Below are 14,368 nucleotides of genomic sequence, written 5' to 3'. Positions count from 1 at the left end.
GTCAGGGTCAGGGCCCGGGGCAGGGGCAGGGGCCGGGTCGGGAGCGCGGGCCGGGTCAGCGCCGGGATCAGACCGAGTTGAGCTTCTGCTTGAACAGGGAGAAGTCGACCACCTGGTCCGCCGGCGGTGCCTGGACGGTCAGCGGCTTGTCGAAGTCGGTGAAGTCCAGCTGGCCGCCGTCCGACCCCTCGCTCACCAGCCGCAGCAGGTACGGCTTGCCCTCGGTGGCCACGTAGCCCGTGCTGACGGTGCCGTCGTCGTCGGTGTCCTTGATCCCCAGCGTCTTCTGCCCGTTGACCGTCGCGGGGCCGACCTTGGTCGCGTTGGTCGCCTTCGACGTGTCGTTGGCGATGCCCTCGACCACGTCGCACATCGAGGTCATCTGCTTCATGTCCGGGTCGTCCTGGCCGCCGGTCAGGTAGCGGCCCTTGAAGAGCTCGGCCGCCATGGCGCCCGCGCCCGGCTTGCCCTGCTGGGCGGCCGCGCTCTTCCAGAACGCCTGGTCCGGCTTCACCCAGCTGCCGGTGGAGTTGTGGAGGATCTCGATGCTGCCCATCGAGCCGATGGTGACCGTGCCCTGGCAGTCCTTCGCCTTGTCGGCCGTCAGGTCGAAGGTGATCTTCTGACCGTCGGAGGTCGTCGAGCCGGCCACGCGCATCGACGTGAGCGAGGCCATCGCGGCGTGCGCCGCGTCCTCCACCTGGGCCGCCGTCAGCGAGTCCAGGTCGACGGTGCCCGAGGCACTCGCGCTCGCCGACGGGCTGGCCGCAGTCGGCGAAACGGCTGCGGCGCTGCCCGAAGGTGCGGCCTTGGCCGTGGTGCTCGTGGAACTGCCGCAGGCGGTGGCGCCGGTGGCGAGCAGTGCGCAGAGCACGGCGGAGGTGACGATCCGATGGGGGGACATGAAGTTCCTTCAGTTGAGCGGCGCGATGATGTGAACATCTGGTGATCGACCACTCAGTATGCCCATCGCTCGGACATCAGCCGAATCAGTTTCCGGGGCGGCCGCATCGGCAGGCTCCGCGGGCGGCGCGCACGGCGGCCGCAGGGCGGGCCGCTCGGCAGCGCCCACTCGGGGCGGCGAGCCGGCCGGCGGACCGGGCTGTCCGGCGGGCTCCGACGGGTCGCAGCCGGTGGGGGCGACCCCCGGGCAAATTTCTTATGATCGGACCGTACCCTTCTGACGTGAAGTCAACGAATTCAACCCGTGTCCGCGGGCCTGTCGCGCTCACCGTGCTGGGGATGCGCTTCGTCTTGGTGAGCGGAACGGCCGGAGTGCTGGTGGCCGGCCTGGCGGTGCCGTTCGTCGGGGGGATCGGGGTGGGTGCCAAGGCGTCCGCCGACAGCTTCGAGAACCTGCCCGACGACTTCAAGGCACCCCCGCTCTCCCAGGCCTCGTCCATCTACGACGCGGGCGGCAACCTGATAGCCACCGCCTACGACCGCGACCGCACCGTGGTGCCGGCGGACCAGATATCCCCGCTGGTGCGCAAGGCGCTGGTGGACATCGAGGACAACCGGTTCTACGAGCACGGCGCCGTCGACCCCAAGGGCATCCTGCGCGCGGTCGGCAACAACGCGGGCGGCGGCGGCACCCAGGGTGCCTCGACGCTGACCCAGCAGTACGTGAAGAACGTCTTCGTGGACGAGGCCGGCAACGACCCGACCAAGGTCGCCGAGGCGCAGCGGCAGACCGTCGGCCGCAAGCTGCAGGAGATGCGCTACGCGATCGAGGTCGAGAAGACCCTCACCAAGGACCAGATCCTCACCAACTACCTGAACATCACCTTCTTCGGTGAGCAGGCGTACGGCATCGAGGCGGCGTCCGAGCGGTACTTCAGTGTGCACGCGAAGGACCTGACCCTGCCGCAGGCCGCGATGCTGGCCGGCATCGAGCAGTCACCGAGCAACTACGACCCGATCCTGCACAAGGACGCGGCCAAGGAACGGCGCGACACCGTCCTCAAGAAGATGGTGCAGTACGGCAGCATCAGCAAGGCCGACGGCGACGCGGCCATCGCGACCCCGATCCAGCTCAACGTCAGCCGCCCGCAGGAGGGCTGCATCACCGCCAAGAACGGTGAGGGGTTCTTCTGCGACTACGTGAAGAAGCTGGTGCTCAGCCAGCCGGCCTTCGGCGCGACCGCGGCCGAGCGCCAGGCGCTGTGGAACCGCGGTGGCCTGCAGATCCGCACCACGCTGGACCCGAAGGCGCAGAACGCGCTGAACAAGGCACTGAGCACGAAGGCCAAGCCGACCGACAAGCCGGTGGCCGTGATGACCATGGTGCAGCCCGGCACCGGCAAGATCCTGGCGATGGGCCAGAGCCGCCCGTACGGCCTGGACCCCACCACCCAGACCACCCTCAACCTGAACGTCGACAAGTCGATGGGCGGCGGCGAGGGCTTCCCGACCGGGTCGACCTTCAAGGCGATCGTGGCCGCCGCCGCGCTGGAGTCCAACCTCGGCCCGGACACCAGCTTCACCACGCCGTACAGCATCCCGTGGCCGACGATGACGGACTGCCAGGGCCGCCGGCACGTCGCCAAGGCCTCCGACCCGCCGGTGCACAACGACTCCCAGAGCGAGAACGGCACCTACGCGATGCCCGGCGCGCTGGCCGCCTCGATCAACACCTACTTCGCCAGCCTGGAGGGCCAGGTCGGCCTCTGCAACACCGCCCAGATGGCCAACCGACTGGGCATCACCCAGCAGTCCGGCGGCGAGAAGCTGCAGGTCGTCCCGTCCATGACGCTCGGCGTCAACTCGCTGACCCCGCTCGGCATGGCCGCCGCGTACGCCGCCTTCGCCTCGCACGGCACCTACTGCGCGCCGAACGCGATCACCGCGGTGACCGGCCCCGACGGCAAGAACCTGGCGGTGCCGCCGAGCACCTGCTCCCCGGTGATGTCGGCGACCACCGCGGACACCATCACCGCGATGCTCAAGGGCGTGGTCCAGGACGGCGGTACCGCCTCGGGCATCGGCCTGGACGACCGCGACAACGCGGGCAAGACCGGTACCACCAACGACGGCAAGCAGGTGTGGTTCGTCGGCTACACCCCCGACCTGGTGGGCGCCACCCTGGTCAGCGACATGGGCACCCAGGAGCCGCTGCAGGGCCAGCGGCTCGGCGGCTCCGCGATCGCCCAGGCGTTCGGCGCCCAGGTCGCGGGCCCGTTCTGGCGCAGCGCGATGAGCGGCGCCCTGGTCGGTGTCCACGCCACCCCGTTCCCGTCGGTCGACCTGCCGGCCGCCCCGCCGCAGAACCCGCCGGCCAGCCCGAGCCCGGGCGACCCGAACAGCCCCGGCGCCCCGGGCGGGAACGGCAACGGGAACGGGAACGGCAACTAGGAGCACCGTTCGGGGTCCGGATCACGGGGCGGCGATGCAGAGCGTCCGCCCCGGGGTTCGGACCCCGGAGGAGTTCGCCGGCAGTCCGCAGGGGTGCTAGCCGAGCTGCCAGGTGCGGACCACCCGGTCCGCGCCGGCGGCGGCCAGCGTCCTGCCGTCAGGGCTGAACGCCACCGAGGCGATCGCGTCGGTGGCACCGGTGAGGGTCCGGGTGCTGCGCCCGGTGGCGACGTCCCACAGCCGCACCGTCGTGTCGGCGCTGCCGCTGGCCGCCGTCCTGCCGTCGGGGCTGACCGCCACCGAGGTGACGGTGCCGGAGTGGCCCGCGAGGGTGGTCATCGTGTGACCGACGAGATCGAGCAGTTGGACGGCGTTCTCCAGCCCGCCGACCACGAGGGTCCTGCTGTCCGGGGTGAACACCACCGAGTTCACCGCGTCGTGCTGGCTCGCGACGGTGCTGCTCACCCGGCCGGCCAGGTCCCACAGCCACAGCTGGGGGTCCGCTCCGCCGTTGGCGAGCGTCCTGCCGTCGGGGCTGAACGCCACCGAGCGGACCGCACCGGCGCGGCCGACGAAGGCGGTGACGAACCGGCCGGTCCGCGCCTCCCACAGCCGCACGGCCCGGTCGTCGCTGCCGCTGGCCAGGCTCCCGCCGTCGGGGCTGTACGCCACGCAGCTCACGGGTCCGGTGTGTCCGGTGAGCGTGGCCGTGTTGCGCCCGGTGGCCACCTCCCAGAGCCGGACGGTCAGGTCCTGGCCTGCGCTGGCCACGGTCGTGCCGTCGGGGCTGAACGCCACGGCGTTGACGGAACCCTGGTGGCCCGTGAGGACCGCCGCACTGCGGCCGGTGGCCGCGTTCCACCACCGCACCGTACCGTCGGCGCCACCGGTGGCGACGGTCCGGCCGTCGGGGCTGAACGCCACGGACCGGATCGCGGCGGTGTGGCCGCTGAACCGGGGCCGGCTCTGCGCCTGCGACCGGGTCAGCAGCACCGCCGTGGGCACGGCGGCCGCAGCGACGGCGCCCGCACCGGCGAGCAGCAGACCGCGGCGGCGCAGCACGGGGCGGCCGGCGGGGACGGGTGCAGGCGGGACCGGCTCCACCGCGGGGCGCTGCCGCTCCTGCTCCTGCTCCTGCAACTGCCCCGGTGACGGCACCGCTTGCGGCGGTACGGACCGGGACGGTTCCGCCACCGCGGCCGGTGGCCGGGCCGGTTCGCGGACGGTCTCGGCCGCCACCGTGTTCCCGGGCCCGGCCGCACCTGCCGGAGCCACCGACGGGGCCAGCGCCGCAGCCAGCGCCGCCGCGGTTCGCGCGGTGCCGGCCCGCTGGGCCGGGTCCTTGGTCAGCAGGCCGCTCAGGACCGGTGCGAGCGGACCGGCGTACTTCGCGGGCCGGGGCGGACGGGTGAGGATGGCGACGCACAGCGCGGTCAGGGTCGGCGCGGCGAACGGCGGTTCGCCCTCGACCGCCGTGTACAGCGTCGCACCCAGCGACCACAGGTCGCCGGCCGCGCCGGCCGGTTTGCCGTCCAGCTGCTCCGGAGCCATGTAGACGGGCGTGCCCAGGACCGTGCCGGTGCTGGTCAGCGCCGTGGTGGCGTCGGCGGTGCTGGCGATGCCGAAGTCGGTGAGGATCACCCGGCGGCCCAGGAGCAGGATGTTGTCCGGTTTGAGGTCCCGGTGCACGACCCCGGCGGTGTGCGCCACGCTCAGCGCCTCCAGCACGGCGGCGCCGATCCGCGCCACCTCCGGCACCGGCAGCGGGCCCCGTTCGCGGATCCGGGCGGCCAGTGACTGGCCGGCGACGAACTCCATCACGATCACCGGTGCACCGGCGTGCTCGACCACGTCGTGGACGGTGATGATCGCGGGGTGGTTCAGTGCGGCCGCCGTCCGCGCCTCGCGCAGGACCCTGCGGGCCAGCACCTCGCGCTGCTCCGCCGACAGTCCGGGCGGGAACAGGATCTCCTTGACGGCCACCTCCCGGTGCAACCGCTCGTCCCGCCCGCGCCAGACCCGGCCCATCCCGCCCTGGCCGACCGCATCGACCAGGCGGTACCGCCCACCGATCAGCTCGCCACTCGTCGCCCCCATGGTCGGACACCCTAGTCAACGCCCGGCCCCGTCAGAACGGCCCGTCAGAACGGCCCGTCAGAACAGCCCGTCAGCAAAGTCCGTCAGCACAGCTCGTCAAAACGGCCCGTCACAACGGCCCGGCCGGTCGGGGCGGCCCCGGTGCCGGGGGCGGCACACGCTGCTGGCCCTCCGTCAGCACAGCTCCAGGGCACCGGTGTTCCGTGGCGACGACCGGCGGCTCGCCCGCCGGACCGGTTGTGAGACGATCCGTAAATTCTTGCTACGTGCGTGACCGGGGGGAACTGTCGTGGAGCGTCTGGGTGTCGACGATCCGAGGAGGATCGGGCCCTACACACTGCTCGGGATCTTGGGATCCGGCGGCATGGGGCGCGTGTACCTGGGCCGTTCCGCCGGCGGTCGAACCGTCGCGGTGAAGGTGGTGCGGCCGGACCTCGCCAGGGACGCGGAGTTCCGGGAGCGCTTCCGGCGCGAGGTGGCGGCGGCCCGGCGGGTGTCCGGGGCGTTCACCGCACCGGTCGTCGACGCCGACGCCGACGCCGCGGTGCCGTGGATGGCCACCGCATTCGTCGCCGGCCTCTCGCTGCACCAGGTGGTCGCCCGACACGGACCGCTGCCCGAGAGCGCCGTGTACCCGCTGCTGGCAGGGGTGGCCGAGGCGCTGGCCGGGGTGCACGAGGCCGGGCTGGTCCACCGGGACCTGAAGCCGGCGAACGTCCTGCTGGCGCTGGAAGGGCCGCACGTCATCGACTTCGGCATCGCCCGTGCCGTGGACGGCACCGCCCTGACAGCCACGGGCGAGATCATCGGATCCGCTGCCTACATGTCCCCGGAGCAGGCGCTGGAAGAGCCGTTGGGCCCGCTCAGCGACGTGTTCTCGCTCGGGGCCACGATCGCCTTCGCGGCCTGCGGCGCGTCCCCGTTCGGCGACGGCGCGAGCGCCGCCGTGCTGTTCCGGGTGGTGAACGCGCCGCCCCACCTGGCGGGCCTGCCGCCCGGCCTGCACGGCCTCCTCGCCGCGTGCCTGTCCAAGGACCCGGCGGACCGGCCGACGCCGCGTCAGATCGTCTCCGCCGTCGAGCGCGCCCGGTCCGCCGCATCGCCCGGCGGCTGGCTGCCGCCGCGGGTCGAGGCCGACATCCTCGCGGTCCGGGCGACGCTGACCACCCCGCCCGAGCCCCCGATGACCCTGCCCCACGAACGGGGGCCCGGTGACACCGCTGCAGGCGCCGTCGCACCCGGCGGGACGCCGCCGCCCGCACGCGGGCCGGCCCGCCGGAGCCTGCTGGTGGCGGCCGTCGGCGGAGCAGCGACCCTCGCCGCCGCGGGTACCGCGGTGGCGCTGCTGCGCCAAGGCGGGTCCGTCGCCCGGCCGTCGGCCGCCGACGTGCCGGACGGGACCGTCGCCTGGAAGGCGACCCTGTCCGCTCCCTGTGCCCAAGTGGTCAGCACCCAGGGCGTGGTGGCCGGGATCTCGGCGGAGAACGTCACGGCCTACGACGACCGGGGCCGCAAGGTCTGGACGGCGATCGCCCCGGACGGAACGTTCCCGGTGGCGGAGCAGGCCTTCGCCACCAGCATCGCGGTGCTGAACGCCGGCACCCTCTACCTGGGGGCGACGAGCACGACGACGTGCTCGGTCGTCGCCCTCGATCTGGACACGGGCCGGGTCACACCGGTGGCGTCGCTGAGCGAGCAGGCCGTCGGCCTCACCTTCGCAGGTGTGCGCGGGGGCATCGCCTACCTGGTCGAGAGCACTGCGCCCGGCCTGGCGGCGGCGGACGCCCTGTCAGGGGTGGCGACCGCACCGGCGACCACCACGGCCGACACGGCGATCGCCAGCAGCGTCTGGGCCGTGGACCTGGCCGCGCACCGCACCGCCTGGCACCAGCCCCAGCCGGGCCGGTTCCTCGACTCCGCAGCGGTGCCCCGGGGCAGCGGGCGCATGTTCGCCGCCACCACCAAGCAGCTGACGGCCCTGGCGGCCGACGGGGCCGGCGCCTGGTCCAAGCCGATCTCCGACGGCACTGTCCTCGACGCCGGCACGTACGCCGTCGTCGTGGAGAGCAGCGGCCGACTCACCGCCTACGACGACCAGGGCCGGACCGCGTGGACGCAGGCGCGGGCGGTGCCGGCCGCCACCCTCACCGGCGACGGCCTGGCCACCAGCGCCGATGCGAGCGTGGTGTACCTGTTGCTGAACGACACGGACGGGGGCGCCTCACTGACCGCGCTGGACGCCGCCACGGGACGCACCCGCTGGACGGCCCCGCTGCCGGCCGAGCCGGGCACCCACGTCGGTGGCGCCCGACTGCTGTGCGCGGACGGGAACGTCTACCGGATGGGCGCGGACTGCGTGGTGTGGGCCTTCGACGCGGCGACCGGCCGTCCGCGATGGCGCTACACCGGGATGCGCGGGCGCAGCCAGCTCACCCCGTCCTGGGCCGCGGGCGGCGGACGCCTGTGCCTGTCGGACCCGACGGCGGCCAGCGTGACCGTCCTGCATGCGAACGGAGCCTGACCATGGAACCGCTGCAGCCCGGCGACCTGCGCCGGATCGGCCCGTACCGGCTCGTCGGCCGGCTCGGTGCGGGAGGGATGGGCGCGGTCTTCCTGGGCCGCTCGGCCGCCGGGCGCACGGTCGCGGTCAAGGTGATCCGTCCGGAGCTGGCCGACGATCCGCGGTTCCGGGCGCGGTTCAAGGCCGAGGTCTCGGCGGCGCGGGCGGTGTCCGGCGCGTTCACCGCACCGGTGATCGATGCCGACGCCGACGCCGAACTGCCTTGGCTGGCGACGGCGTTCGTCTCCGGGATCTCGCTCCACCAGGCGGTGGTCCGGCACGGTCCGTTGCCCGAGCCGGTGCTGCGCGCCCTGACCGCCGGCATGGCCGAGGCGCTCGTCGGCATCCACGACGCCGGCCTGACGCACCGTGACCTCAAGCCCGGCAACGTGCTGCTGGCGCTGGACGGCCCGCACGTCATCGACTTCGGCATCGCCCGGGATGCGCGGGGAGCCGGGCTGACCGAGCCCGGCGTGCTGCTCGGCACTCCCGCGTACATGTCCCCGGAACAGGCCCGGGCCCAGCCGCTCACCGCCGCCAGCGACGTCTTCGCGCTCGGTGCGACCCTGGGGTTCGCCGCCCGGGGGGAGGCGGTGTTCGGCACCGGACCGGCGATCGAGGTGCTGATCCGGGTGGTCGAGGCGGAGCCCGACCTCGCGGCGGTGCCGCCCGGACTGCGGCTGCTGATCGCGGCCTGCCTGGCCAAGGACCCCGCCGACCGCCCCACACCGCGGCAGGTCGTCGAGGCCGTCGAACGGGGACCGAAACCGGTCATCGTCGGCGCCTGGCTGCCCCCGGCGGTCCTCGCGGACATCGACGAGGTCACCCGACTCCTCGCCCCGCAGCGCCACGCCGACCCGAACCCCGACCCGAACCGCGGCCGGGCCACCGGCCCGAACCCCGACCCGAACACCGACCGGGCCACCGGCACGGCAGCGACCGCCCCGGTGAACCGGCCCGCACCGGCCGGCTCCCACGACGGCACCTTCCGCCTGGTCCCCGCCGCCGATGCGTTCGCGGACCTCGCGCTGCCCGACCCCGGCCGCCCCGCCCCGGACAGCTCCGGCGCCCCCGGCCCCGGACCATCGACCCCCGGCCGCCGGAGGGTCCTGCTCGCGGCGGCGGGAACCGTCCTGGCGCTCGGTGCGGGCGGCACCGCACTCGCCCTGGCGCGCGGCACCCGCACCGCCGGGCCGTCGCTCACCGACGTCACCCGCCCGCTCGCCACCACCGCCGTCGCCACGCCGCTGTGGACCCTTCCCCTCACCGATCCGCTCGTGCAGCTCACGGGCAGCTCCGACACCGTGGTGCTGGCATCGGCCACCGCGCTCCGGGCGGTCGACTCGGCCGGCAAGCCCCGTTGGGGACCCGTGCCGAACGCGACCTTCCCGCAGGACACGCCCGTCGCGGTGAGCGGCGGCGCAGTCCTCGCCGCGCACAACGCGGCACCGTTCCAGGCTCCGGCCGCCCTGCGGGCGATCGACCTGGCCACCGGGACCGTCCGGTGGACCTCGGCCGCCTCGGAGGGTCTGGAGACCTCCGTGTCGGTCGTCGGGGTCGTGGGGAGCACCGTCTACCTCACCGGCTACGAAACCGACCTGCAGCCGACCGAGCACCCGGTCGGCGGCGCGCGGCACGACTTCGTCCGGGCCGTGGACACCGCACACGGGACCCGCCTGTGGCACGCCACCTACCCGCAGTGGCGCGAGGCCCAACAGGTCCGGCTGCTGCTCCCGGGGTCGGGCCCGCACCTGCTGCGGGTGAGCACCAACCTCGACGGGACGTCACCCCAACTGTTCGGCCTGGACGCGAGCGCGAGCGGTCGGACGCTCTGGCAGCAGCCCGCGCCCGCCTCCGCGGCGGCCCGGGCCGGGGACGACGGGACCGTGTTCGTCGGGCACCGGGACGACAGCCGGCACCGCTGGGCCGCGGGCCGGTTCCTCTACCTCGCCCGGCAGCTCTACGCCGTGGACCCCGCCACCGGGGACGTGAGCTGGCACACCCGGGCCCCGTCCGCACCGACCGCCGTCGCCGTCAGCGAGGACGGCACCGTCGTCTACGCCGCCGGCAGCGACTTCCAGCGCCACATCCAGGTCTGCGCGCTGGACGCCGCGACGGGCGACCTGCGCTGGGCCGGCACACTGCCCAGCAACGCCGGCACCGTCTCGGTCCCCGGTGCGGCACCCGTCCCCGGCAGCTCCAACGACCTCCTGGCCCTGCAGTGCGCGGACGGCCACCTGTACCTCTGGGCGAACGGCAGGGCCTGGGCGCTGAACCCGGCCGACGGAACGGCCCGCTGGAGCTACCAGTTCAGCGGCGTCGACCCGACGGTGACGAACAGCGTCCTGTTCTGGGCAGGTGGCGGAGTGCTCTACGGCGTCACCGGCAGCACCCTGGTCGCCGTCGGCGCCTGACACCGCCTGCCGGTCGGCTGACACCGCCTGCCGGTCGATCCGCTGTCCCGACGAATTCGGGGCACGGATCGGTGCGTGGTCCTGCGCGGAACGCCGCTCGACTGGTCGACTGGACCCGACCCGGGCCGGTTCGTCCCGGACCGCGCCCGGAGTGCCGCGCAACCGAGAAGAGGGGCGGACCCGCATGCCCGAACCCGGCCGGGAACCGACGCTCCGGCGACTGCGGCGGCGGCTCTGGCAGCCGCCGCGCCCGCACGGGGAGCAGCCGCGCGAGCGGGTGGTCGGCCCGTTGGAGCTGTTCTACGACCTGGTCGTGGTCGTCCTGGTCGCCCAGGCGGCGCACCACCTCGCGGGGCAGCTCAGTTGGCGCGGGACCGGTGAGTACGCGGCGGTGTTCGGGCTGGTCTGGATCGCCTGGCTGAACGGCAGCGCGCACCACGAGCTGCACGGCCACGAGGACGCCCGGGCCCGGGTCACCTTCCTGCTGCAGGTCCTGGTCCTGGTCCCGCTGGGGGCGTTCATCCCGCAGGCGGGCGGCGCCCGGGGCGCGTCCTTCGCGGTCGCCGCCGGGGTGCTGTTCGCGGTGCTGGCCCTGCTCTGGGTGCTGGCCTCGCGCGGGGACGAGCCCGGCATGCGCCGGGCGAGCCGCCCCTACATCGTCGGCACCGCCTTCTGCGCGGCGGTGCTCGGGGCCAGCGCGCTGCTGCCCGCCGGCGCGCGGGTGTGGACCTGGGGCGTCCTCGACCTGCTCTACCTGACCGGGCTCGCCGCCCTGGTCCTGCGGCAGACGCCGGGGGCCCGCACGACGCTGACCGTCACCGACGCGTTCATCGAGCGGTTCGGGCTGCTGATCATCATCGTCCTCGGCGAGACCGTGACCGGCGTCGTCACCGGGCTCGCCGCGGAGCCGCCCGACGCGCTCACCCTCGCCGTCGCCCTGGTCGCCGTCGTGACCGGCTTCGGCGCCTGGTGGACGTACTTCGACTTCGTCGGCCACCGCGCGCCGCGGCCGGCGCCGCCCGCCACCGTGCAGTGGATGCTCGCGCACCTGCCGCTGACGGCGGCGGTCGCCGCCATGGGCGCGGCGATGGTCGACCTGGTCGAGCACGCCCACGCGTCCCGCACCGGCGCCGGGACCGCCTGGGTGCTGTGCACGGGCGCCGCGGTGGTCCTGCTGAGCACGATGCTGGTGGCCGGCAGCCTCACCGTCTGGCGCAGCAAGCGGGACCTGTACCGCCCGCTCTCCCGGACCTGCGCCGCCACCGCCCTCGCCTGCCTGGCCCTCGCCGCGGTCCGCCCGGCCCCGCTGGTGCTCGGGGTCGTGCTGGTCCTGCTGCTGGGCATCCCGTGGGGCGTCGCCGTGGCCTACCTCCTGCGCCAGCCGGAGCCCGCCGTGGACCGGCCCGACGGGGGCGGCCCGGGGACCGGCCGGTGAACTCCGGGCAGGGCCACCGGTACGCGTGATCTACTGGGCCCAGGGGGGATGGGCGAATGGGGGCTGGTCGCATGGAGGTTGGGCACACGGGGGTCGCCGACCGTCGGATGCGGTTGCGGGTGACGAGCCATCAGGTGGCGGGCGCCGGAGCCGGGCTCGGCCGGATCCTGCACACCGGTCCGATGCTCCGCAGCACCGTGGTCCACCCGCCCGACCACCAGGTCGGCTACCTGTACGCGAGCCGGGCCGACCTGCTCCGGCTCGGCGCCCTGTTCCGCGTCGCGGCGACGAGCCCGCACAGCGCGGTGTACGTGCCCGTCCCGCCGGACGCCGGATCGCGGACCTCCTTCGGCCCCGTCCGTCCGCTTCCGCTCCTGCTGGCCCGTACCGACACGGGCCTGCGGCCGTCCGACTGGCCGCGCCTGCGGCAGGGGATGCGGCACGGAATGCGACACGGGACGCGGCACGGGACGCACCGCGGCGCGGTGCCGGTGCGCGTGACCGCCCCCGCGCCGCGCTCGGCCGACCGGCCCGACGACGTCCGCCGCCTGGCCGACCGGCACCCCGCCCGGTTCGTCGAGCACGCCGCGACCGCCGTCATCACCGCCCGGGCCGAACTGCTCTTCTGGATCGGCGACTGGCTGACCGACGTCGGCGACCGCGTCGCCGAGGACCGCGACGTCCACCGGCACGGCGAGACCTTCCTCGGCGACATGGTCGGCTTCTTCGACCCCGAGGGCACCAACGACCCGATGCACGCGTTCTGCGTCGTCGCCGTCGAGCCGGACTTCCACCGGGCCCGCCGGCGGACCGGACCGGCCGAGCCCGCGGAACGTCCCAGCTGACCGTGGGTCAACGGTCGGACACCGTACGGTAGGGTGTGCCCGGTTTCGACGGGGAGGTCATGGGATGACGCAGGACGCGGGGGCGCTGCCGGGCGACCGCGACGAGTCGGCGGTGATCGACACCACCGTGGCGCACTCTGCGCGGATGTACGACTACTGGCTCGGCGGCATGACCAACTTCGCCGCCGACCGGCGGCTCGGCGCCGCGGTCGAGGACCTGATCCCCACCATCCGCACCATGGCCTGGGAGAACCGGCGCTTCCTGGGCCGGGCGGTGCGCCGGCTGGTGCGCCAGGAGGGGATCCGCCAGTTCCTGGACGTCGGCACCGGGATCCCCACCCGGGGGAACACCCACGAGGTCGCCCAGCAGGCCGACCCGAGCTGCCGGGTGGTCTACGTCGACAACGACCCGATCGTGCTGGCCCACGCCCGCGCCCTGCTGGACAGCACCCCGGCCGGGCGCACCGCCTACCTGCACGCCGACCTGCGCGAGCCGGGCGCGATCCTGGGCCACCCGGCGCTGCGCGAGACGCTGGACCTGGACCGGCCGGTCGCGCTGATGCTGCTCGGCGTGCTGATGCTGGTCGCGGACGCCGACCGGCCCCGGGACCACGTGCAGGAGCTGATGGCCGCGCTGCCGTCCGGCAGCTGCGTGGCGCTCAGCCACGTCACCGCCGACTTCGACCCGGCGGCGGTGGGCGCCGTGGTGGACGCCGAGGGCGAGGGGCGGATGGTCCTGGTGCCGCGCACCCGGGCCGAGGTGGCCGCCTTCTTCGACGGCTGGGAGCTGCTGGAGCCGGGCATCGTGCCGGTGATGGCCTGGCACCCCGACGGCGAGCCGCCCGCCGACCCGCAGGCCGCCTACTACTGGGCGGGCGTCGCACGCAAGCCGTAGCACCGGTCCGGTCCCGGTCTGGGTGCGCTTCGCGGCGGGCGGGCGCACCCTGGCCACATGGACACCAACAGCTACCAGTCCGACCCGCTGATCGACGTGGCGGCGCTGTCCGCCGACAGTCGGTACCGCCTGGTCCGGTTCAAGGGCCACGGCACCGAGCCGGTGGACGAGCAGGAGTTCAGGGCCGAGGCCAGCCGGTTCTTCCCGACCATCGACCTGGACGACCCCGACCAGGTCCACTGGGCCGACCACCCCTGGGAATGGCCGACCTGGCACCCCGGCGAAGCCTGACCCCGCCCACCCCGCACCCGCCACCCCGCACCCACCGCGACACGCCGTCAGCTGACGGCGTGTCGTCCTCGCTTCCGGGCGCCGGCCGCCCGGGACGCGAGCCGGGCCCCGGTGTGGTGCAGGATGGTGGCATGAGCGTAGTGAAGATCAACGTCCTGACCGTGCCGGCCGAGCAGCGTGAGGTCCTGGAGCAGCGGTTCGCCGCCCGGGCGCACGCGGTGGAGAACTCCGACGGGTTCGAGTGGTTCGAGCTGCTCCGCCCCGTCGAGGGCACCGACACCTACCTGGTGTACACCCGCTGGCGGGACGAGGCGTCGTTCCAGGCCTGGTTGGAGGGTCCGATGAAGGCCGCCCACCGCGGTGGCGGCGAGGGCGGCGAGCAGCCGAAGCCGGCGGCCTCCGGGGCGACGCTGTGGTCGTTCGAGGTGGTCCAGCAGGCGGCTCCGAAGGGCGAGTGAGGCACTGATCTCCCCTGCC

The 14,368-nt window shown here is 74.3% G+C and carries 10 protein-coding genes; 8 read left to right on the top strand and 2 right to left on the bottom strand.

The window, feature by feature from the left end; all coding sequences use genetic code 11:
* Window positions 1-67: 67 nt before the first annotated feature.
* Complete coding sequence (locus tag ACFW1A_RS28765) at window positions 68-904, bottom strand: hypothetical protein (protein ID WP_380413663.1); 837 nt, start codon at window positions 902-904, stop codon at window positions 68-70.
* Between the two features lie 338 nt (window positions 905-1,242).
* Here ACFW1A_RS28765 and ACFW1A_RS28760 point away from each other — a divergent pair, with 338 nt between their 5' ends.
* Complete coding sequence (locus ACFW1A_RS28760) at window positions 1,243-3,354, top strand: transglycosylase domain-containing protein (protein WP_380413661.1); 2,112 nt, start codon at window positions 1,243-1,245, stop codon at window positions 3,352-3,354.
* Between the two features lie 96 nt (window positions 3,355-3,450).
* Here ACFW1A_RS28760 and ACFW1A_RS28755 read toward each other — a convergent pair whose 3' ends face one another.
* Window positions 3,451-5,451 (bottom strand): WD40 repeat domain-containing serine/threonine protein kinase, encoded by a 2,001-nt coding sequence (locus ACFW1A_RS28755; RefSeq protein ID WP_380413659.1) that lies wholly within the window; start codon window positions 5,449-5,451, stop codon window positions 3,451-3,453.
* A gap of 289 nt (window positions 5,452-5,740) precedes the next feature.
* On the opposite strand from ACFW1A_RS28755, the gene ACFW1A_RS28750 reads away from it, so the two are divergent.
* The 7 genes from ACFW1A_RS28750 to ACFW1A_RS28720 all read left to right on the top strand — a co-directional run bounded on the left by ACFW1A_RS28750 (window position 5,741) and on the right by ACFW1A_RS28720 (window position 14,349).
* Window positions 5,741-7,972: a PQQ-binding-like beta-propeller repeat protein gene (locus tag ACFW1A_RS28750; RefSeq protein ID WP_380413657.1), complete on the top strand. Its 2,232-nt coding sequence runs from the start codon at window positions 5,741-5,743 to the stop codon at window positions 7,970-7,972.
* Window positions 7,973-7,974: 2 nt separating this feature from the next.
* A complete protein-coding gene (locus ACFW1A_RS28745) occupies window positions 7,975-10,425 on the top strand; it encodes a PQQ-binding-like beta-propeller repeat protein (protein WP_380413655.1) in 2,451 nt (816 codons plus the stop codon).
* A 184-nt stretch (window positions 10,426-10,609) separates the two neighbouring features.
* Window positions 10,610-11,860: a low temperature requirement protein A gene (locus tag ACFW1A_RS28740; protein WP_380413653.1), complete on the top strand. Its 1,251-nt coding sequence runs from the start codon at window positions 10,610-10,612 to the stop codon at window positions 11,858-11,860.
* A 119-nt stretch (window positions 11,861-11,979) separates the two neighbouring features.
* Entirely contained in the window at window positions 11,980-12,705 is a 726-nt protein-coding gene (locus ACFW1A_RS28735) for a hypothetical protein (RefSeq protein ID WP_380413651.1), read from the top strand.
* A 64-nt stretch (window positions 12,706-12,769) separates the two neighbouring features.
* Complete coding sequence (locus tag ACFW1A_RS28730; RefSeq protein ID WP_380413649.1) at window positions 12,770-13,600, top strand: SAM-dependent methyltransferase; 831 nt, start codon at window positions 12,770-12,772, stop codon at window positions 13,598-13,600.
* A 57-nt stretch (window positions 13,601-13,657) separates the two neighbouring features.
* Window positions 13,658-13,891, top strand: coding sequence for a hypothetical protein (locus tag ACFW1A_RS28725; RefSeq protein WP_380413647.1), 234 nt, complete (start codon window positions 13,658-13,660; stop codon window positions 13,889-13,891).
* 131 nt (window positions 13,892-14,022) lie between these two features.
* On the top strand, window positions 14,023-14,349 hold the full coding sequence (locus ACFW1A_RS28720) for an antibiotic biosynthesis monooxygenase family protein (protein ID WP_380413645.1): 327 nt from the start codon (window positions 14,023-14,025) through the stop codon (window positions 14,347-14,349).
* Window positions 14,350-14,368: the final 19 nt, after the last annotated feature.

This window comes from Kitasatospora sp. NPDC058965 (assembly GCF_042741245.1).
Taxonomy (GTDB): Bacteria; Actinomycetota; Actinomycetes; order Streptomycetales; family Streptomycetaceae; genus Kitasatospora.
This window is presented reverse-complemented; position numbering and strand designations above follow the sequence as displayed.

Excerpts from the sequence above, each read along its gene's own strand:
- ACFW1A_RS28720 (WP_380413645.1), top strand. The coding sequence starts at position 14,023 with ATGAGCGTAGTGAAGATCAACGTCCTGACCGTGCCGGCCGAGCAGCGT.
- ACFW1A_RS28765 (WP_380413663.1), bottom strand. The coding sequence starts at position 904 with ATGTCCCCCCATCGGATCGTCACCTCCGCCGTGCTCTGCGCACTGCTC.
- ACFW1A_RS28745 (WP_380413655.1), top strand. The coding sequence starts at position 7,975 with ATGGAACCGCTGCAGCCCGGCGACCTGCGCCGGATCGGCCCGTACCGG.
- ACFW1A_RS28755 (WP_380413659.1), bottom strand. The coding sequence starts at position 5,451 with ATGGGGGCGACGAGTGGCGAGCTGATCGGTGGGCGGTACCGCCTGGTC.
- ACFW1A_RS28760 (WP_380413661.1), top strand. The coding sequence starts at position 1,243 with ATGCGCTTCGTCTTGGTGAGCGGAACGGCCGGAGTGCTGGTGGCCGGC.
- ACFW1A_RS28740 (WP_380413653.1), top strand. The coding sequence starts at position 10,610 with ATGCCCGAACCCGGCCGGGAACCGACGCTCCGGCGACTGCGGCGGCGG.
- ACFW1A_RS28725 (WP_380413647.1), top strand. The coding sequence starts at position 13,658 with ATGGACACCAACAGCTACCAGTCCGACCCGCTGATCGACGTGGCGGCG.
- ACFW1A_RS28730 (WP_380413649.1), top strand. The coding sequence starts at position 12,770 with ATGACGCAGGACGCGGGGGCGCTGCCGGGCGACCGCGACGAGTCGGCG.